The organism is Ekhidna sp. (genome assembly GCF_965227465.1).
In the GTDB taxonomy this organism is placed as follows: Bacteria; Bacteroidota; Bacteroidia; order Cytophagales; family Cyclobacteriaceae; genus Ekhidna.
This window is the reverse complement of sequence record NZ_OZ245746.1, coordinates 1,662,689-1,684,606: the sequence shown is the minus strand read 5'-3', so window position 1 is coordinate 1,684,606 and position 21,918 is coordinate 1,662,689. Positions and strand designations below refer to the sequence as shown.

Sequence of the window (21,918 nt, the reverse complement as noted above, 5' to 3'; positions counted from 1 at the left end):
CCCAATAACAATGACCAGAATTCCAACAATAATTTTAATGGGTGTTCTAATCTTATTCGCACAATGTTCTACTACTTCCGGGACTGAACTAACAAAGGAAGAACGGGATTTTGCTATTAACGAGTTAGTAAGTTCCAGAGATAGCCTACTCAATACAATTAATGGCCTAAGTGAGGAGCAACTCAATTTTAAAAGTAACGAATCGTCATGGTCAATTGCCCAGTGCATGGAGCATATTACTCTTTTCGAAAATGTGATGTTTGACGTGCTCGAGGAGTCCTTGAAGCTCCCAGCCGATCCGGAAAGACGGAAGGACCTACGCTTTACCGATAGTGAATTGATGGCACATGTATCTGATCGCACCAGTAGTACGAAAACGACCGAAGAATTTGAGCCAACCGGAAAGTATGGCAATCATAGTTTAACGGTAATAGAATTTAAGGATAAACGCGAAAAACATATTGAGTATATCAGAACAACCACAGACGACTTAAGAAACCATTTTGTGAATTTTGGTTCTGCAGATGCCTATCAACTTTTGCTCTATATGTCTTCACATTCAGAACGTCATTTACAACAGATCAAGCAGATTCTAAATAATAAAGATTTCCCAAATAACTAAACACAGGACAATGAGAAAAATTAAAATTATGGGTTTAATGATGCTACTAATAATAGCGTGCAATGAAAAACCTGATACAAACGGAAATAGTGCCTCAGCTCCATCAGCAGAGAAATCTAATTTGACTGCACTGGAAGTGGTTAACAAAAGAATGGCCCTTTTCAATGCGAACAATTACGATGAGTTTATAAAACTGTATCATGCAGATTTGAAAGTGTACACATACCCTGATAAGCTAATGGGAAAAGGGTCGGATAGATTAGCCTCCATTTTTAAATCAGATTTCGATAATAAATTGGTGGCTGTTGAAATTGTTAATCAAATGGAAAATGGCCCTTATGTAATCAATCACGAGTTGGTTACAAATGATGGCAAAAAGACCAAGTATATTTCTATTTATAAAGTTGAAAACGGGTTGATTACCAATGTGCGTTTTGTAAGAGAATTTTGATAGTAAAAAAGAAGATATAATAGTTGGTTCCGCCTTTGTTGGTGTTGTCACCAACAAACTAAATAAACCTCATTCATCACCGTCATAGTGAGACAAAAAACCAAACTCATTCTTGTTTTGCAGATAGAATCGAGCTGAGGAAAAATAGTAATCCTCAGGCAATTGACATAAACCAGCCTTGACAGGATTATCATGGATGTAGTCAAGTTTTTGAGTGAGGACATCCGAAGAATACAGGTCAGTCGAAAGTGCATTTCTTTTCCAAAACTGACACTTACGGTCTTGCTTGTTTACCTGAAAATGCTTTAGCACTTCAGGATGATTATCAATCAGATCAAACTTTATTTGCTGCGCCACATATTTAAGAAAGTCACGCTGGACAGCTTCTCTTCTATGAGGTTCTTGTATCTGCCAAATGAGGTGAAAGTGATTGCTCATAATCACAAATCCATAGACTTCTACTCTCTTTTCCTTAACAAGGAATTCAAGACTATCCAGAATGAGTTCTTTGTACTTATCCGGTTTCAGCAAGTGCTTCCACTCGAAAACAGTTATTGTGATGAATTGAGGATGCTCAGTAGGGAAATTCACATTCTAATTTAACCATTTCATGTTGGTGAAAACACCAACATGGGCGTTGAAAGCTGGCCATACGGAAGGATGATAACCTATAGAGCTTTTACTTCTATATAGCGGGATAAAGGACACAACCACTATATTTGAAAGGTAGTTAACGCCATATGGCGTTAACATCAAAGTTGATGGGTATATGGAACAAGCATTGGAAATACTTGAAATTTTGAAATGGCCACTTAGTGTCATTGCTGCAGCACTTATTTTTAGAAAACCTGTAGTAGATCTAATTAACAGAGTCAATAAAATTGGTGTTGGAAAAAACTCAATTGACGCAACCGGTAGACTTTCTCAAGAATCTCCTTCAACTGCCTCAACTAAAGAGTCGAAAACGTCTGAAGAAAATATTAAAACCAAAGCTGAACAACTCGAACGAGCACTCCATATGTTTAGCGATGATACAATAATGAGATTTAGCAATGCGGTTGACGATCAGAGCGGTCTCAAAGAATGCAAGACCGATTCAGAAAAAGTGAACAATCTTATAAATTATTCTAAAGCTCTCCTTGCAGTTCATCATTTTGAACAGGTATACCATTTTATTTATGGCAGTCAAATAAAAATTCTTATACATCTTAATTCAGCATCTGGTGAGACTGTGGAATCATTGAAATTCTTTTACGAAAATGCAGCCAAGAATAATCCAGAACTTTTTAAAAATTTTCCATACCAACAATACTTTGATTTCTTGATTAAGCAAGAACTAGTTATCATAAATGATGACCAAACTGTTAATATTACATGGCTTGGAAGAGATTTCTTAAAATACATAATTGATAATGGAAGAACTGACCTTAAACCCTACTAAACGCTTCTCAACAATCAATATAGCGTATGGCCTTACTTAGTCATCTGTCAACTCAAATGCCCAACCCTATTAAAATCCTTCAGGTAAAACGAGCTCCCACGGTATCCCAGCACATAATAGGAGCAATTGGCATGTGGGAAGCCATCCATGAAATTCAGGGGATAGTTCAGCGTCCAGCTCAATAGTACGCGCATCGCTCTTCCGTGCATGCAAATAAGGATATTTTCACCATCCGTCTCTAACACCTGCTGCATTGCTGTTTGCTGTCGTTCCATCACTTCGATAGGATTTTCTCCCCCTCCCACATTCAGGTGAAGCTCTCCCCTACGCCAGCCGTTTACCGTATCCGCATACAGGTTTTTCGCATCGTATGAAGCTTCTTTTCCTTCCTGATTGCCCCAGCTGATTTCATCAAATCCGTCCAGGGATGTTACGGGTGTTCCATTGTGAATGAATTGGCCCACCGTTTCTTTTGTGCGAATCAAAGCGGAAGTAAATACATGGTCGAATGAAATGTCCGCTAGTGTTGCTCCGGCCTTTCTGGCCTGCTCTTTTCCGGCTTCATTGATGGAGGCATTCACCCCCCGCCCCTGCACCATTCCATTCTTATTGAAATCGGTCTCTCCGTGTCTAAGTATAAAAATCGTCTTGCTTTTCAAACTGTGTTTACCTTGGTTTGCTAAATAGATGGCAAAAGAACGAATTTTTCCTGATTACCTCCAACTCGAGGCATTAAACAATATGTCAGAGGGTTGCATGGTTGAGCATCTGGGCATCAAATTCACCGAAATTGGTCCGGATTACTTAAAAGCCACCATGCCAGTCGATCACCGAACAAAGCAACCGATGGGTTTGTTGCATGGAGGAGCGTCTGTAGCGTTGGCAGAAACCATGGGAAGTGTAGGAGCTACCGTATGTATTGATCTGAATGAAGCATATGCGGTTGGATTGGAAATCAATGCCAATCACATAAAGTCGGCACGAAGTGGTCTCGTTACGGGTACAGCAAAACCCATACACCTGGGACGTGGGACACATGTCTGGGAAATTAAGGTGCATAATGACGACAATGAGTTGGTAGCCATCAGTCGGATAACAATGGCTATTTTAGCGCATAAGAAGTGACAGAATTATTAAGCATATTAAAACTGAGTAAACCGGAGCGTTTGGTCGATCAGCTTCAAGCGGTCGGTTATGCATTTGCAATCTGGCGGATGCCTCAACAGTCGGAAATCAATATGCTTATTTCCCTAAAAGAAGTTGAGCAACTGGAGGAATTTCAACTCCAAGATCTAAACAGCGGGTTTCTTATTAATCAATACGCTGATAATCATCCGGTTAAGCCTTTTTACATCCAGGCCGATATCATGATCAAATCGGATAAGGTTACCCTAAGTCCAAGTGTTCAGGATTCTGAAATTGATGCGTTCAAAGAACGAATACAAATTAGTAAACCGACAACTAAGAAAACTGTAGCGCAAGAAACAGGATCAAGCGAATACCAGAAATCTGTTCGTAAAGCACTAGATGAAATAGAAAAAGGCACTTTCGAAAAGGTAGTCTTGTCTCGTTACCGTGATGAGCCACTCCCTTCAAACTTCACGACCTGGTCATTTTTTGAATCTATTGCTGATAAATATGAGAATGCCTTTTGTAGCATCACGCATATTCCTGAAAAGGGACTTTGGATAGGAGCTACTCCTGAGTTGCTGATTTCCAATGATACCGATCGGTTTAAGACTGTGGCTCTTGCCGGCACTAAAGCGCTGACGAATGGCAATAAATTAAGTGAGATTGCCTGGACGCAAAAGGAGATTGAAGAACAGGCATTAGTAAGCAGGTACATCATCAATTGCTTTAAAAAAATCCGTTTAAGGGAATTTCATGAGCATGGGCCCAAAACCATCCAGGCGGGTAATCTGGCCCATCTAAAGACTGAATTCATCGTTGATTATGCAGAAGTAGATTTTGATGAGCTTGCGGATCAAATGCTTCACCTGTTGCATCCTACCTCTGCAGTCTGTGGCATGCCAATCGAACATACCAAGCCATGGATTCAGCAAGAAGAAAATTATGACAGAGCGTTTTATTCAGGCTTTCTTGGTCCGGTTAATGTTGAACGTTCGACCGATCTATTTGTGAACCTCAGGTGCATGAAAATAGACCAGGGTCAAGTGAGGTTTTTTGCAGGTGCGGGTATCACTGAAGACTCAGATCCTCACAAGGAATTTGAAGAGACTGAACTGAAAATGAATATTTTAAAATCTAAGCTATAATTGATATGGAACTGATTGAATTCAGCAATCGAACGATGATGCTTTTAGGTGGCCTTTTTTGGGTGGCGGTTGTGCTTTGGGTTTGGGCACTCATTGATATTATAAGACTAAGTAGAAACAGCCATGAGAGCCCCGCACCCTGGCTTATTTTGGTCATTCTCTTTCCGATTTTGGGCTCAATCTTATTCTTTCAAATTGGTAAAAAGCGGATGAAAGAAAGTAAGCGATCATTTAATCCAAAGTTTAATCACGATTAGTGCTCCATCCTACTGTTTACAACACTGCACAGATTTGTTTCCAGCTTGGTGTCACCCATGCGGTGATGTCTCCGGGCTCCAGAAATGCACCTTTAACGATTTCTTTTGCCAGGCACGAGGGTATTAGCAAGAGGATTATTCCTGATGAGCGCGCTGCTGGTTTTGTGGCTCTGGGAATAGCTCAGCTGACAAAATCCCCGGTTGTACTTTGCTGTACAAGTGGGTCAGCACTACTCAACTATGCTCCAGCAATAGCAGAGGCCTATTACAGGGAAATTCCACTGATCGTTATTTCAGCCGATCGTCCGCCTGAATTGATCGATCAGCGTGATGGTCAAACCATACGACAGCTTGATTCGCTCCAGAATCACGTTAAACACACGTATGGTCTTCCGGTAGTTTCTAATGGGAAACAATCTCAGGAATATCAACAAAAGCTAATTGAGGCACTTGAGAAGTCTGTCACACCACCATATGGGCCGGTACATGTTAATATACCGTTTAAGGAGCCCTTCTATCCAGCTATCGACCAGGTATTGGAATATGGGCAGGTTGAAATAAAGGAACGGGATCAAATAAAGACTGATCAACAAAACATTGACATCTCAGGCTACAAAAAGATTGTAGTACTTATCGGTCAGCATGAACCCGATCAGCAATTAGCCGACTGGGTTTCAAAGATCTCAAAATTGGTCCCGGTTATCAGATCGCCACTTAATAACCTAAGTGAGGGGGTTGAGCATGTTGATGCTTTTATAAACAGCCAATCTGACCTTAAGCCTGACCTCTTAATAACCAGTGGTTTATCCGTATTGTCAAAGAAACTTAAGAATTTCCTTCGACATCATAAACCTGACAAACACCTGCATTTTGATCCTGCTAGTGTAGAAGTAGATACCTATCAAACAAACCCAGCTATAATAGGTCAATTTTTATGGGAATCACTAAATGAACATCAATTCGCTCATGCAGATCGGGGCTATTTGACCGTATGGCGTACGTTGGAAATCAAAGCTAAGGAAAGCGTGAAGTCGTTTCTTACCGGAGTAAACCATAGTGAAAGTAAAGCCGCTTTTGACATTCTTCAATCCCTTCCAAAGGATTCTGTCTTGCATTTAAGTAACTCTATGCCAGTTCGTTATGCCGATCTATTTGGAGTCAAAGAAGGCGTTCATTGTTTAAGCAATCGGGGAACAAGCGGCATTGACGGGTGCACTTCAACAGCAGTCGGCTCCAGCCTGGTATCAGATAAAATGAATATCCTGATTACAGGAGATCTGGCCTTCCTCTACGATCGAAATGCATTATTTCATAATTATGCCTTGCCAAACTTCCGGATTATTATTCTGAACAACCAAGGCGGTGGAATCTTCCGGTTAATTGATGGTCCTGCCAACTTACCAGAGCTTGAAGACTATTTTGAAACACGGCATAATCGAACAGCAGAATATATTTGCGCTGAAAATGGAATTACCTATCTGACAGCCAGTGATGATAAATCACTAGCAGCGCATTTAAATTCCTTTTATGATTCAAGCAAAACAGCGAAGGTTTTGGAGGTTTTTACTGATCCGGAAACGAACCAGAACGTCTATAAAAAATTAAAGCAATACATACATGAGCGAATCAAAGATTGATTGGATTAAAGCTGAAGGCTTTGAGGATATTACTTATAAAAAATGTGGTAAGGTTGCCAGAATAGCATTTAACAGACCAGAAGTTCGAAATGCTTTTCGTCCCAAGACTGTGGGTGAACTTTATAAGGCTTTTCATGATGCCAGAGAGGATGTCAATATCGGTGTGGTTCTCCTGAGCGGAGAAGGTCCATCAGCCAAAGATGGCGGCTGGGCTTTTTGCAGTGGCGGAGATCAGAATGCCAGAGGGCATCAAGGCTATGTAGACGATGACGGTATGCCTCGGCTTAACATCCTTGAGGTGCAAAGGTTAATTCGATTTATGCCAAAGGTGGTAATAGCAGTGGTACCAGGTTGGGCTGTTGGTGGCGGTCATAGCCTGCATACGGTTTGTGACTTAACGCTAGCGAGCAAGGAACATGCGATATTTAAGCAAACCGATGCAGATGTAACCAGTTTTGATGGCGGATATGGATCAGCCTATCTGGCAAAAATGGTTGGGCAAAAGCGTGCGAGGGAAATATTCTTCTTAGGTAGAAATTATTCCGCACAGGAAGCTTTTGAAATGGGAATGGTGAATGCTGTTATTCCCCATGATCAACTAGAAGATGAAGCTTATTCATGGGCTCAGGAAATATTGGCAAAATCCCCTACTTCTATTAAGATGCTGAAGTTTGCGTTCAACCTGACCGATGACGGCATGGTTGGCCAGCAGGTTTTTGCCGGTGAAGCCACCAGGTTGGCTTATATGACTGATGAAGCGAAGGAAGGTCGAAATGCCTTCTTAGAGAAACGAAAGCCTGATTTTAGTGATATTAAGTGGATTCCGTGATAAGTAAATAAGTCGTCCCACCACTTGAAGTGGTGGGACGACTCTTTCAAAGGAGTGTTTTAGCACCCCTTTCCTTTTAATACTGCTTCGCCATTCGAAAATTCAAAATCAACGCCAAACGTACGGGCGATTATTTCGATGGCATCTTTTGCTTTCTTTTTGTTGAACTTGGCGGTAAGCTTACAGTTTTTGAAATCCGGATTTTCAAACTTCACGTCGATTCCGTAGACATCTTCCAACACCTGCTCCACTTCGGTCATGGTACTCCCATTAAATGTAAGCACCTTGGTCTTCCATGCCAGATAGTTGGCATCACCAATGTTTCTTTTGATTATGCCTTTGTTGTTATTGCTTATAAGCCCCATCTCTCCTTTCTCAAGCTTGACAGAAATTACTTCCGAACCTCTTGCTTTCTTTGATAATTCAACCACGCCGGACTCAACACATACCTCCGTACCGTACGCAGTAGTTTTGACCAGAAATGATGTTCCTAAAACCTGAATCTTCGCATTGTCTGTGTGGATAATAAAAGGTCGGGCTTCATCTCTTTCAATATCAAAGTATCCTTTACCTGCTATTCGAACCTCTCTTATATTTTCATCAAAGTTTACTACTTCCATGCTGGATGTTCCATGTAGTAAAATCTCACTACCATCTGTCAAAGACTGATTGGTGTATACACTTTCACCTGAATCGTTGTTAAGAACAAAAAGCAGTGATATAGCGAGAACGAGTACGGCAGCACTTGCATATTTAACCCAACTTCTCATTATAAAAGGAACCTGCTTTCCTTGAGGCGAACTTAAAATTCCATCTAAAACATCAGACGGAGCAGCAACTTCTGGCTGTGACGCCAACCAAACATTTTTGGTGTAAAAAAACGTTTTTGCGTTGCTTTCAGATTCTGATCTCCAGCTTTCAACCAATGTTATTTCGTCATTGGTAGCTTCACCAGAAAAATATTTTGCTAATACTTCTTCCATTTTCTTCTTATCGTCTGGTTATTAACAACTTAGAGACGCTCACCCCCTAATTTTATTTTATAAATTATCATATTTTGGATCATAATTTATTGGGACTAAATCTGCCGTCCTTTCCCATGACCAATAGCCAAAAGTGGTGACCCCAAATTTATCCATAATTTCTCCTGACAAATCTAATCTAAGTGATCCTCGAAGCAATCTAATTATTGAAATTTGATTTCCTGGATCCTTAGCTAAAATACCATTTGGAGTGATATACTCTGAATATATCACATCTACTACGCTGCTGTTTCTGAGAAAACTGCGTGACTCCCTCTCCCTTCGATATTCAACAATTAGGTGGTTATTAAAATCCAACTCATAGTGATTCCCCTTGAAAACTAAGATATCTGCTTCTGTCAGTTCATTTTCTTTTTTCATTTCGAATTTTTCCAGATCTCTTAATCGATAAATTCGATACCCGTCTTTTCTAAGATTTCCATCAAGCAATGATTTCTTGAAGTGATTGAAGGATCCATAGTAGCTTTCTTTTCTATTTCTTTTCCACTCCCTCTTCTCAGCACCATTCATAGCCGCAAGATTTCTAAACCTAATTTTTCCTCTGAATCTTAGATCTCCATCATTTTCCTTCCGAAAGGATTCAAGAAAGTAAGTAATCCGATAACCTAATGCATCATTCCTAATCTGCAGTGGCTCACTGGCATAGGCTCTAAGTGCATTTGCTCCCCTATTATAGGTGAAGTCAAGAGCTTCCGGGTTTTCGATTACGCATTTATCAGCATTTTCTGTCAGTCCAATAAGTTCCTTTTTAAAAGCAAGGTAATAGGCCAACCAGCTATCTTCCGTCCGCCTTATCCTATTGGAAATGACTTCCACCTCTTCTAATTGGCCCAGGTCCAGCTCCATTTGGTGATTTTGGATCCGAGCCCCTCCATTAATTTCTGATAATTGATACACCGCATTTTCATATCCGACATGTGAAAACACGATGTTGTAAAAGCCGGGGGGAATAGATTCAAGCTTGTAATTCCCGTCAATATCACTTGAAACACCTATGGTTGTTCCATCAAGAAATACATTGGCACTATTTAGTGGTTGGCCATTTTCGTCATAGACAGTTCCCGAAATTGTAAAGAAATTCTTTTTTTTAACCACCAGCTGAGGCGCTTCATAATGTAAAATTATTTGGTCTTTAAAGAAGGAATATTTTAATCCCGTACCGATAAATAACCTGGAGAGAAACTGATCAATGGGTTCATTTTCTGCACTAATTGTATAAAGGCTGCCTTTGGGTAATAGGTCTGTGTTATAACTGAAAAAATAATCAGTCTGAGCACTCAATGAATCAAAAATTGCCTCTAAAGGAGCATCTTTGACAGAAATAGAAATTCGATCACTTTTTCTAAACTGACCGAACGAGGAAACAGCATAAATGAGAAAGAGAATAAATAAATTAGCTCGCATCCCGAAGGTTTTTCAGGTCCTGTAGACTTTCCCTCAAAACTTTCAATGCTTTACCCATTTGTACCTCAACCGTCTTTACAGAAATACTTAAGTGATCTGCAATTTCCTGATACTTTAACCCTTCAAACCGACTAAGCTTAAATATTTCAGCACATCGTGGGGGTAGTTTATCAATTTCTTTATGAATCCGTTCGCGTATAACATCCGGATCGTTTTCATCTATTTCTGTTTGGTAGGAAGATTCCATGACATGGATCACGTGCTGTCTGTATCCATCTTTCACCTTGTCGTGCTTGATTGAATTGAGGCAGGAATTATGAACAGATCGATATAAATAGCTTTTGATCGATGAATCCTCGGATAATGATTCGCACTTTTCCCAAAATTTTACGAAGACGTCCTGGGCTATTTCTTCCGCTTCAGCACGAGTGTCCATGAACCTAGAGGCGTATAATACCATCACATTATAATATTGATTAAACACGAGTTCAAATGCCCGCTTATCTTTGTTTATCAATCTATTAACTATTACCTCTTCGTTTTCCAAGCGCAGTGATTATAAAATCTAAAAATTTCGTTTTAAAGTTAGAAGAAATTCTAAAAGATGACCTTCCAACGGAAAGATATAACGAGTATGAAAAAAATGTGTTAAGGTTAATCCAAAGTTGGCACTCCTCAGTACAAAATTTCAGTCATCATACCTCAGGCTCAACAGGTAGACCCAAGAAAATTGAAATTAGTAGGGATAAAATTGAAATAAGTGCTAGCGCCACAATGGCTGCCATTGATCCTCTTGGTAGTATTAAGCATTCTTTTCTTTGCTTGAATCCCTTATTTATTGGAGGTGCCATGGTTGTATATCGTGCACTAATATTTGATCATGACCTGACGCTGCTTGAGCCTGCAAATGAACTCCAGTTTCAACTAGATGATCAGCCATTTGATCTGGTATCTCTTGCTCCACTCCAGTTTTACAAACTACCGAAAAAGCAAATTGACGCCTTTAAAGTGGTTCTGATTGGTGGTGCTCCTATGGCTGTTCTGGATACACCCTATGAATCAAAAGTGTTTTCCACTTTTGGGATGACCGAAACCGTATCTCATATTGCGTTAAGAGAAATTGCTTCTGAAATATTCGAAACCACTGGGGATACGATAATTGGATTGACGGATGATCAGACTTTGAAAATAAAAGGATCTATAACAGATCATAAATGGCTTAAAACCAATGATATAGTTGACATGATTGATGCCAGATCATTTAAATGGATTGGAAGGGCAGATTTTATCATTAATTCAGGTGGAATAAAAATTAATCCCGAGTATGTAGAGAAGCTTCTCAAGGAGCAATTTGATGGTGATATTATGATTGCGTATTTACCTGATAAAAATCTTGGAAAGAAGGCTGTCCTACTTTCAGATGGAAATACTCAAAACGTGAATTTTTCTACTCTCCCCAAGTATCATAAACCTAAAGATGTATTTTTTAATCAGGTTATTTTTAAAACAGAAAATGGCAAAATTGATCGGTTAAAAACGCAATCTCAATTTGAAAAAACGCAATGAAAATAACATTGTCCTACCAACCTCAATTGTTATCACCCCCTTACGCATACGCTGCAGTTTTGAAATTTGATAGTTCAGGTGACCAAATTAAAACGGAGTTTGAAATTGTATATCTCAATCGTGATCTGATTTCTATTGATGCTGTTAAGTCCGAGGGTTTTACGGAGAATGATGATTATTCATGGAAAGGTGATTTCAATCCTAACTGGAAAAAAGATATTGAATCATTTGCAAGGCTAAAGTCAATGGAAGATCCGGATGCAGAAATTTATTTGCATATCAGTGTGAATGACTCTGAGTTGGGATTCCCAAAGGAAATCAAGAAAGCAGATAAGTTATTTCAGGAACTGATGCAAGCCATTGTAGAGAGGGATCAACTGGAACTACCGCTTCAATTGGACCTAAAACTTGACGGGCAAGCAGTTCAAATTAAATGGAAGTTCTGGGAAAGAATGGTTTTAGTAAATGATAATCAGTCAATCGATTGGGAAGCCGGTAGAAATATGATGGAACTAATCTATTCAATCAATTTTGAATCAATAAAACCAAGCAAAAAATCAGTGAATAATTGTGTGAATCTTGAGGGGGTTTGGTATTCAATTAAAGATAATGTCGCTCAAACGTTGATCGGTCAAATGGCTAAATTATAGCGATTGTGATCTGGTTGCACTTTTTGTGAATACCACTCAAAAAATGTATCTTGAAAGTGATTAACATTCATTTTCAACCTTTAACTCAACCAAATGAAAAGCTTAGGATTTCTTGGAAAGCTCATGTATGCCGGACCAATGGCAATGTTCGGAATTTTTCACCTCATGGGTGCAGATGATATGAAAGGTATGGTGCCTGATTTTCTTCCTGCCCCGGTCTTTTTTGTTTACTTAACGGGTATCGCATTATTACTTGCTGCCGTTGCTATCATTATTGGAAAAAAAGCTAAATTGGCAGCACAATTACTTGGTTTAATGCTTGCATTATTTGCCGTATTGATTCATTTATCCGGCTTTATGAGCCAAGATCCGGTAAGTTCATCCATGTTCTTAAAGGATATTGCGCTGGCTGGGGGAGCCTGGTTTATGAGTGCGCATTTAAGTGATTAAAGATAAATAACCTTAATCTAGACAATACTAGATAAGTATGAAGAGAGGCCTCCCATGAAATATGGGAGGTTTTTTTATTTAAAAAAGACTGTAGTTCCCCTTCCTTCTAAAGTGTGAAGTTTCCAGGGGTTCAAATGATTTGTTCTTGAAATACTTTCGCTTACTCACCTCAAATAAGTTTTTAATCGCTTCGGATATTTTCCCGTCTCCTTTTATTCTCCGTCCAAACTCCGTGTCATTCACATTGCCGCCATGTAAATCCTGAATCTGGTGCCAAACCTTTTCTACCCGATCCGGGTAACTCTTTTTTAGCCAGTCGTGAAAAATCTTATTGATCTGACCATTGAGTCGAACAACCGTATAGCTGGCGAAACTCGCACCTGCATTGGAAGCAGCCTTTAATATTTCTGGAGTTTCATGATGATTCAACCCTGGGATAATTGGGGCATTCATGACTCCAACAGGTATCCCCTCAGCTGCCAATGTTTCCATGGCTTTCAGTTTTTTTGATGCGCTGGCAGTCCTCGGTTCTAGTTTCTGTCTTAGTTGCTCATCAAGAGAGGTTATCGAGAAGATTACCTGGACTAAATTGTTAGAAGCAAGCTCTTTGAGGATGTCTATATCTCTTGTGACCAGTGCATTTTTTGTGATAATTCCCACAGGGTTCTGATACTTATTAAAAACACCAAGCAGTTTTCTTGTTAGTTGGTATTCACGCTCAAGTGGTTGATAACAATCTGTATTGCCACTAAGCATGATGGTTTTTGGCTTCCATGAAGATCTAAGAAATTCCTTTTCCAATAGCGCTGGTGCTTCGGGCTTCACAATAATCTTGGTTTCGAAATCCAACCCCGCGCTAAACCCCCAATATTCATGAGAGTTACGAGCATAACAGTAAACACACCCATGTTCGCATCCCTGATATGGATTAATGGATGCTGATAAACCTATATCCGGACTGTTGTTGGTAGAGATGATTTTTTTAGGTGTTTCCTTAAATACTTCAGTTTTAGGTTTTTCCTGAATTAGCTCTTCATCTATTCCATCCAATGAGTCAGTTGATAAATGACTACTCGCAAACTTATTGGCTACATTAATCTGTGCTCCTTTACCCTTTATATAATCCATAATTAAAATTACTAATATTTTTAGTAAAATAGATCAAGAAAGAAACATTAGCTTAGTATTAAATCAAACGTTTAGTTGTGAAAACAAGGCTGCTATACTTCTGGGACCAAATACTATCCAGTTTCTGGTTCTTTCCTTTACTTCTTGTGTTTACAGCCATTGGGCTGGCTATAGGATTTGTCTATGTCGATAGCGTAATCTCATATACACCTAACAACACTATAAGGTATTTTTTTTCAGGTAGTGTAGATTCAGCCCGGAGTGTGCTTACGATTGTTGGTGGAGGAATGTTGGGCGTGGCAAGTACGGTATTCTCAATCACACTGGTAGCTTTAACATTGGCTTCTTCGCAGTATGGGTCGCGTCTGCTTCGAAATTTTATGCATGACAGGTTAAACCAATTCGTCCTGGGTACCTACATAGCTACATTTATTTATTGTTTGATGGTTTTGCGAACAGTTAAGTCAACTGAGGAGGTGATTTTCATTCCCAATATTTCTGTTTTATTCGCCATGCTCCTGGCCCTAGGGAACATCTTTCTTCTAATTATATTTATTCATCACATCTCCATGAGTATACAGGCAGACAAAATTGTGTCTGACATCAGCATTCAATTGCACAAAAGCATTGATACCCTTTTTCCATACGAACTCGGAAAAGAACAGGAGCTTGATCAAAATGAGAAAGTAGAAAATCGCAAGAAAGAGCTTCCATCAACAAGTTCTGTTATATGCAATCAGACAGGCTATTTGCAAGCCTTGGATGAGGATGGCTTAATGAAAACTGCAAAAAGTCATGACCTGCTTGTTCAACTTGATTTGAATCCTGGCGATTTTGTGATTAAGAACCAGACTCTTTTGAAGGTATTTTCCAAAGATGAATGTGAGTACAGTCTAATGGAAAAGTTGCATAGTTATTTTCTTTTTGGAGAACGCAGGACCCCTATTCAGGATTCAGAATTTGCGATTCATCAAATGGTTGAAATAGCATCCAGAGCACTTTCACCTGGAATAAATGATCCGTACACAGCCATAACTTGTATCGATAAACTCACAAGTGTTATTTGCAAACTTTCCGCTGTTAGTTTCCCTTCAGCCTATCGATTTGATAAGGATGAACAGCTAAGAATTATCGTAAAACCCACCTCTTACGCAGGTATCATGGACGCATCATTTAATCAGATTCGCCAGTTTGGATCGAACGTCCCTTCCATTCTCATTAGACTCATGGAGTCCTTCGTCCTGATTCATTCATTTACACAAAATGACGAACAAAGAGAGGCCCTGAATAAGCATGTGCAAATGGTGATCGAAACTGCTGAATCCTCAGATATGAATAAAAGTGATTTAGCTGACCTACACAGAAGGCTGGATCAGATTGATAAGTAAGGTTATTCGATTATTGGTTACAATCTTCAAGCTGCTCCTCTAAATCCTTTACTTTAAGTGTTAGTTCCTTATTTTGAATTTTAAGATTATTCAGTTCTTTTTTGAGTTCGGTAATATCATTAGTTTTCGAATAAGCAACATCTGCAACTTCCTTCGACTGGAAAGTATCATCAACTTTATATTTTACGAGTTCTGCTTCCAATGCATCATATTTTTTTTGGCTAACACAGCTTGATAGCACGATTACAGCAAGAATTATTAATGTCTTTTTCATTGTTAATTGGATTTGTTTAATAAGATACATCAAACAGCCCCCAATTGTTTATTTTCTTCTCATTAAATAAGCAGTGCTGAGGCCTACAACTGCTCCCATCAGATGAGACTCCCAGCTAATTCGCTCATCAAACGATAATAGTCCATAAGCCATTCCACCATAAAGGAAAATGACAATAGCGCTTATAATAACGGATTTAAAATTTTGTTTGAATAGACCGAAAAAGACCAAGAATGAAGCTAACGCATAAATGAGACCACTTGCTCCAATGTGATAAAAAGGTCGACCAAAAATCCAAACCAATACATTAGTGAAGAAATATGCCTGAAGAAATACACGGGTTGCAATCGCTGGGAAGAAGAAGAATAGACTTCCACCAAGCACCAAAAGAGGAATGGTATTGGAGGCCAGGTGATTAAAATTTCCATGAAGCAGTGGAGCCATAACAACACCTACCAACCCGGTAATCTCACGTGGGTATATTCCCAAATATCCTAAATCAACATCCAAGTAGAATTCAATGGTGAATACCAACCACATGAAAAAGCAAAGTCTAAGCGGTGGTACTATTCCCGTTTTCTGCATAGGGAGTAAATTAAAATAAAAACCCTGATTTCTGAGGAGAAATCAGGGTCCGTAGTTCGCAACTACTAATAAGCGTTACTCTATTTCTTTTATCATTTTCAGTTCCATCAGCCTTGACTCTTCGTAACTAACAGATAGATAACCTAAAACTCCACCAGAGGCTTCTGCAATTTTCTTTGCTAAGTCTTTGAGGCTCGCAACAAACTTGATGGAAAAGTTTTTATCAATTTTCGGCAAAATGAAATTAAGCTTTCGCAGCTCCGTGGTGATAGCGGACACACGTGAGTCCGTACCTGATGGTAGTTCATCCACCAGCTTATTGAAGTTTTCTTCAAATTGCTCGCCGACCATCTTATAAAACTCTGCCAGTTGCTCTCTTGATCGGCTTTGCTTATTCCTCGCTACATCAATTGCTTCTCGTCTTTCAGATTTATCAATCTTGCCATCAGCTCCGGCAATCAAAATAGCTACGTAAACAGGCGCTTTTAGCAAAACCTGTATCTCGTCTTCTCTTAGGGGTTCAAATTCTGGGATCATTCCTTTTGATTTCAAATTCGGCTCGAAAATACTAAATAATTTCCGCCTTGCTCATGACATCAACCCTAAATTTTGGTTATGATTTTTACCTAGTTAACGTTTAGAGATATTACATTTAAAGTTGGATTAAGCTAACTATGGAAAAAATTGATTTAACATACCTTGAAGTTCTGAGTGAGGACGATGAAAGTTTCAAAATGGAATTCATCGAGACATTTGAGAACACCTATATTACTCTTGTGGAAAAGATGAATATGGAATTGGAGAAAGGAGATCTGGATAACCTCTCTAAATCAGCTCATCAGCTGAAACCTTCAGCAAAGATGATTCAACTCTCATGTGCAGAAACACTCGAGGATTTGCAATACCATCCCGAAAAAGCAACTTCTCAATTGATAAAGGAAATCGAAGTAGAGTGCGAGGATGCCCTTCGGCAATTAAAAGATTGGGCCGGAATTTAAACCTTTAGGATTTGATTGGAAGGATAATCTCTTCGCCTAAATATTTCGGTTTACGTTGCAATACGTAAAGATCTAAAACAGCCATTGTCCGGGCTAATACTTCCCTTAGCGCCAGCGCATTGCCAATTGGACCACCATTATCTGCAGAGACAGCTACGGCCTCCATCTCAAAATATTGTGCAATGAAAAGCGATCGATAGCAATGAAATTCCTGTGTGACAATAGTGACTTTGTTTTGACCAAACACTTCTGTACACCTCACTACAGAATCGAGCGTTCTCAACCCCGCGAAATCCAACGAAATATCTTCCTCAGGGATGTCAAGGTCGCCAAGCGCCTGAAGCATGTCCCTTGGCTCATTGTAGTATTTCGTTCGGTTATCTCCACTCACAATAATGTGTTTGATTTTTTGATCCAAGTGGAGTGAAGCTGCCGTGTTCATCCGTTCTACAAAGAAACGGTTGGGCTTCCCCTCCACAGTTCTTTTACTGGTACCTAATACTAAAGCCACATTATTCAATGGAACCGTATCTATTGTGTAGATAGAGCTTTTTGTGGATTGGACCACCCAAATATTCGTGCCCAGCACGAACAGTATTAAGGTAATTGACAACCAAACTCCCAGGCGAAGAAATTTAGCAAGCGATATCTTCATACTTCTATCCCTTTTGTTTTTAAGATTAAATCAGCTTCTCTTACAATCTTTCGGTACCATTCTGCCCGAAGATCCAGCTTCTCTTCGTCTTGCAGCTGCGGCCACTCTCCTAGCTTTGATTTCATCACTGTCAGGCATATAGCTGCACTTACAGAGAGGTTAAAGCTTTCGGTAAACCCACTCATCGGAATATGAACAAATCCATCTGCCTTTTCCCCTGCCTCTTCCGTGATTCCATCCGCTTCAGTTCCAAATACGATTGCAGTCTTCTGCTTAGGATCAAGGTCATAAATCGACCGTGATGTTTCATGAAGGGATGTCGCATAAATCTGATAACCTTCTTTTCTGAGCGAATCAAAGCACTCACCAACATTATCGTCAGCTCGGCAGTGATGATGCATGGTGATCCATTTCGCAGCACCTTGTGTAATCCCAGTGTTTACGGTGTAATCATTCTTATTCTTGATGAAATGTAAATCCTGAATCCCCATGCACTCTGCAGTGCGCAAAACGGCACTTACATTATGTGGTTTGTCAATGTCTTCAAATACCAAAGTGAGATGACGAGTTCGTAGTTTTAAAACCCGGTCGATATGGGCCTGTTTGTTGTCTGAAACAAACGCTTCCAGCACCTCAATTATGGCATTCGATTCATTCATTCTTTCTTTTTCTCGCCTCCGAAAAGTCCTAATTGATTCTCTTCTTCCTCGACTTCAGACTTTATGGTGCTCTTTATCGCATCCAGGTCAATTTTAGGTTCTTCTTCGGGTTTCTCTTTTAGAGGGGCTTGTTCTTTAGGCTTTTCATCTTTGATCAACTCAACACTTACAACCTGTTGTACCGGGAGCTTATTGCCGATCGCTTTCCATCCTTTGATGTCAATCAAACTCATGAGATCCAGCTTCTTCTTCTCATGTTTGCGACCTTCCTTGTAGGTAACCTCCACATCAGTTTCGATTCCCTTTGAAATAAACATCAGCTTGGAGCTTCTTGCCTCGGTCACAAATGGGAATTTCTTATTCGGCGTGTTAGTCTCGATGATAAAGCGTTTGACAAAATAATTTTTCGAGTCTCCATCATAATGAATGGCATTGAACGAGGCGTCCGCATCAAGTTTATAGATTCCCATTACATTATTAAAGTCGTAATGGTTAGTTAGCTCAAAAGAGGTTGTTTCATAGCTCCCATCCTTATAGAATGCTACTACCTGATCTTCAGACATGAAGTTGCCCAAATGATCACCCCTTTCTTCTCTATTCAGTCGTCCGACTGTTGGATCGTACCAGATATCTACTCCACCAAGAGTAGACCTTCCTTCTTCTTTGAAGACGACCTTCCTTACCGGATATTTGGTAAGGATATTTCCACCAGCTCCCCGACCTTTGATTTCAATCTCTGAGAAGTCAAAATCAAACACTTTCTTGCGTGCTTTGCTAGCTTGTGTGAGCGATACAGTTACAATCTCTGCTTCCCCATTAGGATTGGCTGTGAAGTAGTGCACCTTCCCTTTTCCTCCTTTTGTTAAATCATACTCACGATCTCTTGTGACAGACAAAACCTGGAAGCGCTTTACGTATGAATTGCCGGACTTAGCATCTACATAGGCCATGTTGTAGACCATGCGCTCGTCGTTCTTCTTGAACACCCCTACATGCAAGATGTCCTTCCCTACAAATGTCTTATCCTGAATTTTGGTAACGACACACTTACCATCCTTGGTAAATGCAATAACATCATCGATATCCGAACAGTCGCTGACAAATTCATCTTTCTTTAACCCATAGCCCACAAAACCATCTTGCCTGTTGACATAAAGCTTAGCGTTGTTAGCTGCGACGACCGTCACATTGATCGTATCGAAATTGGTTATCTCTGTTTTACGTTCCCTTCCCTTTCCGTACTTTTCTAAGAGGTTTTGATAGTATGCGATGGCATAATCCGTGAGATTATCCAGGTGATTATTCACCTGATCGATTTGATCTGATAAGTCCTGAATTTGCGCATCTACTTTACTCGTATCAAAGCGGGTAATGCTACTCAGTGGCTTGTCAATAAGTCGCTTGTAGTCTTCGTTTGTAATTTCCCGATAGAACGTATCGAAAAATGGAGTAAACAGGGTATTGAGCACTTCATAGCATTTCTGCAGATCACCGGAGTTTTCATAATCCGGATGCTTATACATGCCTTCGTTGATGAAGATCTTGAGCAGGTTGCTAAAGAAGATTTTCTCCTTAAGCTCGGCTTTTTCGATCTCCAGTTCTTGTCTGAGTAAGTCAATGGTTTGATCTACCGACTGTTTCAGAATTTCGGACACCCCGAGAAATACCGGTTTGTCGTTGATAATGACGCAGGCATTGGGAGAAATAGAAACCTCACAATCGGTAAAAGCATATAGCGCATCCATGGTGATGTCAGGTGATATACCGGATGCCAGGCTGATCAGGATTTCAATGTCCTTTGCGGTATTATCAACTACCTGCTTAATCTTGATCTTTCCTTTATCATTCGCCTTAACAATGGATTCAATCAGTGAGGTAGTTGTTGTACCATATGGGATATCTTTAATCACCAGGGTGGATTTATCAAGCTCCTCGATGGTCGCACGTACCCTGATTTTACCTCCGCGTTTTCCATCATTGTAATCCGTGACATCAATCTTACCTCCGGTGAGAAAGTCCGGGTAGAGTTTGACTTTTTTACCTTTCAGTGTCGCAATGCAGCCCTCCAGAATTTCACAGAAGTTGTGGGGCATCATTTTGGTAGAGAGGCCTACGGCTATTCCTTCTACCCCCTGAGCAAGAAGTAACGGAAATTTGACCGGGAACGTGACAGGTTCTTTCTTTCGTCCATCGTATGAAAGTTGCCATTTGGTAGTTTGTGGATTGAAAATGACCTCAAGCGCGAACTTAGAAAGCCTCGCCTCGATGTATCGTGCTGCTGCTGCAGAATCACCCGTACGTACATCTCCCCAATTACCCTGCGTGTCAATAAGCAGGTCCTTCTGTCCCAGATTTACGATGGCATCTCCAATGGAGGCATCTCCATGCGGATGGTATTGCATGGCGCTACCAATGATGTTGGCTACCTTATTGTATCGCCCATCATCCATCTCCTTCATTGCATGCAATATCCTTCGTTGCACTGGTTTTAATCCATCGTTAATGGCCGGTACCGCACGCTCCAGAATTACATAGGATGCATAATCCAGAAACCAGTTTTCATACATTCCCGATATAGGGATGACATCATGTATTTCTTGCTCGTTTTCGTGTTCTTCTCCCATTTAAAAACAATATTGACTCATTAGGTAATACCCTATTACTATTAAAACTGAGACTAGATTTCCGACCAGGAAATAGTCATTTGAAATTTTATCATCGTCCTTGAGACGAGTGGCAATTTTAAGTGCCCCAAAGAAGGCCATGCCCTGTGGCAGGTTCACCAATAAAATGATGAATAAAAATCCTCTTTCTAATACTCCTCTTAAAATGCTGCTTAATGTCAGCGATCGTCCAAACATCTTTGTAACAAGAAAGAATATGACAAGTGCTGCAAGCTCACCAATCACAAAAATGGCGCTATCGTATAGGTAATTATCCATCTATCAGGTGATGTAAGAGTTCTTTACACAATACATACTCATCAATTGCTAAACTTTTTCTTCTTCTCCACAACGTTGAATCATCCTTTGATTCGATTCTGGCCATTTCCTTATAATCGTGTCCCTGCAGAAATCCCGAAACAGTACTTCTGTCTTTTGGATGCCAACTATCAATAAAATGTTGAGTTACTTTCATCATTTTATTGATTTGATTACTAGCTGGTATTGATATCAAAAAGCGTCCGTTCTCTTTTTTCATATCATTCAACATCTTACGCGCATCTGTTAAACCAGGACCTAGCATCTCATATGCCTTGTCCTTATTAATAGGTGTTTCCACCTCTCCTTCATGCAATACATATCGCAGTTTGAAATCAAATTCTTCTTCCAGAATGTATTCTTCCATAGCCAGAATGATATCTACACCTTTAGCAGCGGATTTTACAATCCCTTGAAATTCATCTCCAAGTGTTATTGTTAAAGGCGATTCTATATCGTCACCGTAGATCTTGTTGGTCCATTGTACCAGCACCTGAAAGTCAGACATCAACGCGTTACTATCCTTTTCGTGACTGCTCACAACATCTGCCATTAGTATGAACCTATTCATGATCTATTTTTACAAAACACAATTTATTGTATTTTTTTTACAAAAAACTATTT

Annotated in this window: 27 protein-coding genes; 13 read left to right on the top strand and 14 right to left on the bottom strand. The window is 39.8% G+C overall.

Annotated features, from left to right (window positions below):
* The first annotated feature begins 10 nt into the window (after nucleotides 1-10).
* Together ACO05G_RS07495 and ACO05G_RS07490 are read left to right on the top strand one after the other, a co-directional pair.
* Nucleotides 11-622 (top strand): DinB family protein, encoded by a 612-nt coding sequence (locus ACO05G_RS07495; RefSeq protein ID WP_421765394.1) that lies wholly within the window; start codon nucleotides 11-13, stop codon nucleotides 620-622.
* Between the two features lie 10 nt (nucleotides 623-632).
* Nucleotides 633-1,073 carry a nuclear transport factor 2 family protein gene (locus ACO05G_RS07490; protein WP_421765393.1) on the top strand — a complete coding sequence of 147 codons (441 nt, stop codon included), beginning with the start codon at nucleotides 633-635 and terminating at the stop codon, nucleotides 1,071-1,073.
* Between the two features lie 69 nt (nucleotides 1,074-1,142).
* On the opposite strand, the gene ACO05G_RS07485 is transcribed toward ACO05G_RS07490, so the two are convergent.
* A complete protein-coding gene (locus tag ACO05G_RS07485; protein WP_421765392.1) occupies nucleotides 1,143-1,664 on the bottom strand; it encodes an REP-associated tyrosine transposase in 522 nt (173 codons plus the stop codon).
* A 178-nt stretch (nucleotides 1,665-1,842) separates the two neighbouring features.
* On the opposite strand from ACO05G_RS07485, the gene ACO05G_RS07480 reads away from it, so the two are divergent.
* Complete coding sequence (locus ACO05G_RS07480; RefSeq protein ID WP_421765391.1) at nucleotides 1,843-2,514, top strand: hypothetical protein; 672 nt, start codon at nucleotides 1,843-1,845, stop codon at nucleotides 2,512-2,514.
* Between the two features lie 47 nt (nucleotides 2,515-2,561).
* Here the strand turns inward: ACO05G_RS07480 and ACO05G_RS07475 are convergent, their stop codons facing one another.
* A complete protein-coding gene (locus ACO05G_RS07475) occupies nucleotides 2,562-3,173 on the bottom strand; it encodes a histidine phosphatase family protein (RefSeq protein WP_421765390.1) in 612 nt (203 codons plus the stop codon).
* 28 nt (nucleotides 3,174-3,201) lie between these two features.
* Here ACO05G_RS07475 and ACO05G_RS07470 point away from each other — a divergent pair, with 28 nt between their 5' ends.
* Genes ACO05G_RS07470 through ACO05G_RS07450 form a run of 5 tightly spaced genes read left to right on the top strand, consistent with a single transcriptional unit; the run spans nucleotide 3,202 to nucleotide 7,513 of the window.
* A complete protein-coding gene (locus ACO05G_RS07470; RefSeq protein WP_421765389.1) occupies nucleotides 3,202-3,639 on the top strand; it encodes a hotdog fold thioesterase in 438 nt (145 codons plus the stop codon).
* The gene (locus ACO05G_RS07465; RefSeq protein ID WP_421765388.1) at nucleotides 3,636-4,790 is read left to right on the top strand and encodes an isochorismate synthase; all 1,155 of its coding nucleotides are present in this window, start codon (nucleotides 3,636-3,638) and stop codon (nucleotides 4,788-4,790) included. The genes ACO05G_RS07470 and ACO05G_RS07465 overlap by 4 nt, the downstream gene beginning before the upstream one ends.
* A gap of 5 nt (nucleotides 4,791-4,795) precedes the next feature.
* Nucleotides 4,796-5,047 carry a PLD nuclease N-terminal domain-containing protein gene (locus tag ACO05G_RS07460; protein WP_348282372.1) on the top strand — a complete coding sequence of 84 codons (252 nt, stop codon included), beginning with the start codon at nucleotides 4,796-4,798 and terminating at the stop codon, nucleotides 5,045-5,047.
* Nucleotides 5,047-6,684, top strand: coding sequence for a 2-succinyl-5-enolpyruvyl-6-hydroxy-3-cyclohexene-1-carboxylic-acid synthase (gene menD, locus ACO05G_RS07455; protein WP_421765387.1), 1,638 nt, complete (start codon nucleotides 5,047-5,049; stop codon nucleotides 6,682-6,684). The genes ACO05G_RS07460 and menD overlap by 1 nt, the downstream gene beginning before the upstream one ends.
* The gene (locus ACO05G_RS07450) at nucleotides 6,665-7,513 is read left to right on the top strand and encodes a 1,4-dihydroxy-2-naphthoyl-CoA synthase (protein WP_421765386.1); all 849 of its coding nucleotides are present in this window, start codon (nucleotides 6,665-6,667) and stop codon (nucleotides 7,511-7,513) included. The genes menD and ACO05G_RS07450 overlap by 20 nt, the downstream gene beginning before the upstream one ends.
* A gap of 59 nt (nucleotides 7,514-7,572) precedes the next feature.
* On the opposite strand, the gene ACO05G_RS07445 is transcribed toward ACO05G_RS07450, so the two are convergent.
* The 3 genes from ACO05G_RS07445 to ACO05G_RS07435 are packed head-to-tail and all read right to left on the bottom strand — an operon-like array spanning nucleotide 7,573 to nucleotide 10,507.
* Entirely contained in the window at nucleotides 7,573-8,496 is a 924-nt protein-coding gene (locus tag ACO05G_RS07445; protein WP_421765385.1) for a FecR family protein, read from the bottom strand.
* Between the two features lie 57 nt (nucleotides 8,497-8,553).
* Nucleotides 8,554-9,960: a carboxypeptidase-like regulatory domain-containing protein gene (locus ACO05G_RS07440; RefSeq protein WP_421765384.1), complete on the bottom strand. Its 1,407-nt coding sequence runs from the start codon at nucleotides 9,958-9,960 to the stop codon at nucleotides 8,554-8,556.
* Nucleotides 9,950-10,507, bottom strand: a complete 558-nt coding sequence (locus tag ACO05G_RS07435) for an RNA polymerase sigma-70 factor (protein WP_421765383.1) — start codon at nucleotides 10,505-10,507, stop codon at nucleotides 9,950-9,952. The genes ACO05G_RS07440 and ACO05G_RS07435 overlap by 11 nt, the downstream gene beginning before the upstream one ends.
* Nucleotides 10,508-10,605: 98 nt before the next feature.
* On the opposite strand from ACO05G_RS07435, the gene ACO05G_RS07430 reads away from it, so the two are divergent.
* From ACO05G_RS07430 to ACO05G_RS07420, 3 genes are all read left to right on the top strand, one after another.
* Nucleotides 10,606-11,526 (top strand): AMP-binding protein, encoded by a 921-nt coding sequence (locus ACO05G_RS07430; RefSeq protein WP_421765382.1) that lies wholly within the window; start codon nucleotides 10,606-10,608, stop codon nucleotides 11,524-11,526.
* Nucleotides 11,523-12,176, top strand: a complete 654-nt coding sequence (locus tag ACO05G_RS07425; protein ID WP_421765381.1) for a hypothetical protein — start codon at nucleotides 11,523-11,525, stop codon at nucleotides 12,174-12,176. The genes ACO05G_RS07430 and ACO05G_RS07425 overlap by 4 nt, the downstream gene beginning before the upstream one ends.
* 93 nt (nucleotides 12,177-12,269) lie before the next feature.
* Complete coding sequence (locus tag ACO05G_RS07420; RefSeq protein ID WP_421765380.1) at nucleotides 12,270-12,626, top strand: DoxX family membrane protein; 357 nt, start codon at nucleotides 12,270-12,272, stop codon at nucleotides 12,624-12,626.
* Between the two features lie 78 nt (nucleotides 12,627-12,704).
* Here ACO05G_RS07420 and ACO05G_RS07415 read toward each other — a convergent pair whose 3' ends face one another.
* Complete coding sequence (locus tag ACO05G_RS07415) at nucleotides 12,705-13,754, bottom strand: PA0069 family radical SAM protein (protein ID WP_421765379.1); 1,050 nt, start codon at nucleotides 13,752-13,754, stop codon at nucleotides 12,705-12,707.
* Between the two features lie 77 nt (nucleotides 13,755-13,831).
* Between ACO05G_RS07415 and ACO05G_RS07410 the strand changes: the two genes are divergently transcribed.
* Complete coding sequence (locus ACO05G_RS07410) at nucleotides 13,832-15,142, top strand: DUF2254 domain-containing protein (RefSeq protein ID WP_348282382.1); 1,311 nt, start codon at nucleotides 13,832-13,834, stop codon at nucleotides 15,140-15,142.
* Nucleotides 15,143-15,152: 10 nt separating this feature from the next.
* Here ACO05G_RS07410 and ACO05G_RS07405 read toward each other — a convergent pair whose 3' ends face one another.
* The 3 genes from ACO05G_RS07405 to ACO05G_RS07395 all read right to left on the bottom strand — a co-directional run bounded on the left by ACO05G_RS07405 (nucleotide 15,153) and on the right by ACO05G_RS07395 (nucleotide 16,538).
* Nucleotides 15,153-15,416, bottom strand: a complete 264-nt coding sequence (locus tag ACO05G_RS07405) for a hypothetical protein (RefSeq protein ID WP_348282383.1) — start codon at nucleotides 15,414-15,416, stop codon at nucleotides 15,153-15,155.
* Nucleotides 15,417-15,464: 48 nt separating this feature from the next.
* Complete coding sequence (locus ACO05G_RS07400) at nucleotides 15,465-16,001, bottom strand: rhomboid family intramembrane serine protease (RefSeq protein WP_421765378.1); 537 nt, start codon at nucleotides 15,999-16,001, stop codon at nucleotides 15,465-15,467.
* Between the two features lie 75 nt (nucleotides 16,002-16,076).
* Nucleotides 16,077-16,538, bottom strand: a complete 462-nt coding sequence (locus ACO05G_RS07395) for a hypothetical protein (protein WP_348282385.1) — start codon at nucleotides 16,536-16,538, stop codon at nucleotides 16,077-16,079.
* A 137-nt stretch (nucleotides 16,539-16,675) separates the two neighbouring features.
* Here ACO05G_RS07395 and ACO05G_RS07390 point away from each other — a divergent pair, with 137 nt between their 5' ends.
* The gene (locus ACO05G_RS07390) at nucleotides 16,676-16,999 is read left to right on the top strand and encodes an Hpt domain-containing protein (RefSeq protein WP_348282386.1); all 324 of its coding nucleotides are present in this window, start codon (nucleotides 16,676-16,678) and stop codon (nucleotides 16,997-16,999) included.
* A 4-nt stretch (nucleotides 17,000-17,003) separates the two neighbouring features.
* On the opposite strand, the gene ACO05G_RS07385 is transcribed toward ACO05G_RS07390, so the two are convergent.
* The 5 genes from ACO05G_RS07385 to ACO05G_RS07365 are packed head-to-tail and all read right to left on the bottom strand — an operon-like array spanning nucleotide 17,004 to nucleotide 21,865.
* Complete coding sequence (locus tag ACO05G_RS07385; RefSeq protein ID WP_421765377.1) at nucleotides 17,004-17,654, bottom strand: SanA/YdcF family protein; 651 nt, start codon at nucleotides 17,652-17,654, stop codon at nucleotides 17,004-17,006.
* Nucleotides 17,651-18,313, bottom strand: coding sequence for a TrmH family RNA methyltransferase (locus ACO05G_RS07380; RefSeq protein WP_421765376.1), 663 nt, complete (start codon nucleotides 18,311-18,313; stop codon nucleotides 17,651-17,653). Before ACO05G_RS07380 ends, ACO05G_RS07385 begins: the two co-directional genes overlap by 4 nt.
* A complete protein-coding gene (locus ACO05G_RS07375) occupies nucleotides 18,310-20,937 on the bottom strand; it encodes a DNA gyrase/topoisomerase IV subunit A (RefSeq protein ID WP_421765375.1) in 2,628 nt (875 codons plus the stop codon). Before ACO05G_RS07375 ends, ACO05G_RS07380 begins: the two co-directional genes overlap by 4 nt.
* Complete coding sequence (locus tag ACO05G_RS07370; protein ID WP_421765374.1) at nucleotides 20,938-21,255, bottom strand: hypothetical protein; 318 nt, start codon at nucleotides 21,253-21,255, stop codon at nucleotides 20,938-20,940. It lies immediately after the preceding gene.
* Nucleotides 21,248-21,865, bottom strand: coding sequence for a SatD family protein (locus ACO05G_RS07365; protein WP_421765373.1), 618 nt, complete (start codon nucleotides 21,863-21,865; stop codon nucleotides 21,248-21,250). Before ACO05G_RS07365 ends, ACO05G_RS07370 begins: the two co-directional genes overlap by 8 nt.
* Nucleotides 21,866-21,918: the final 53 nt, after the last annotated feature.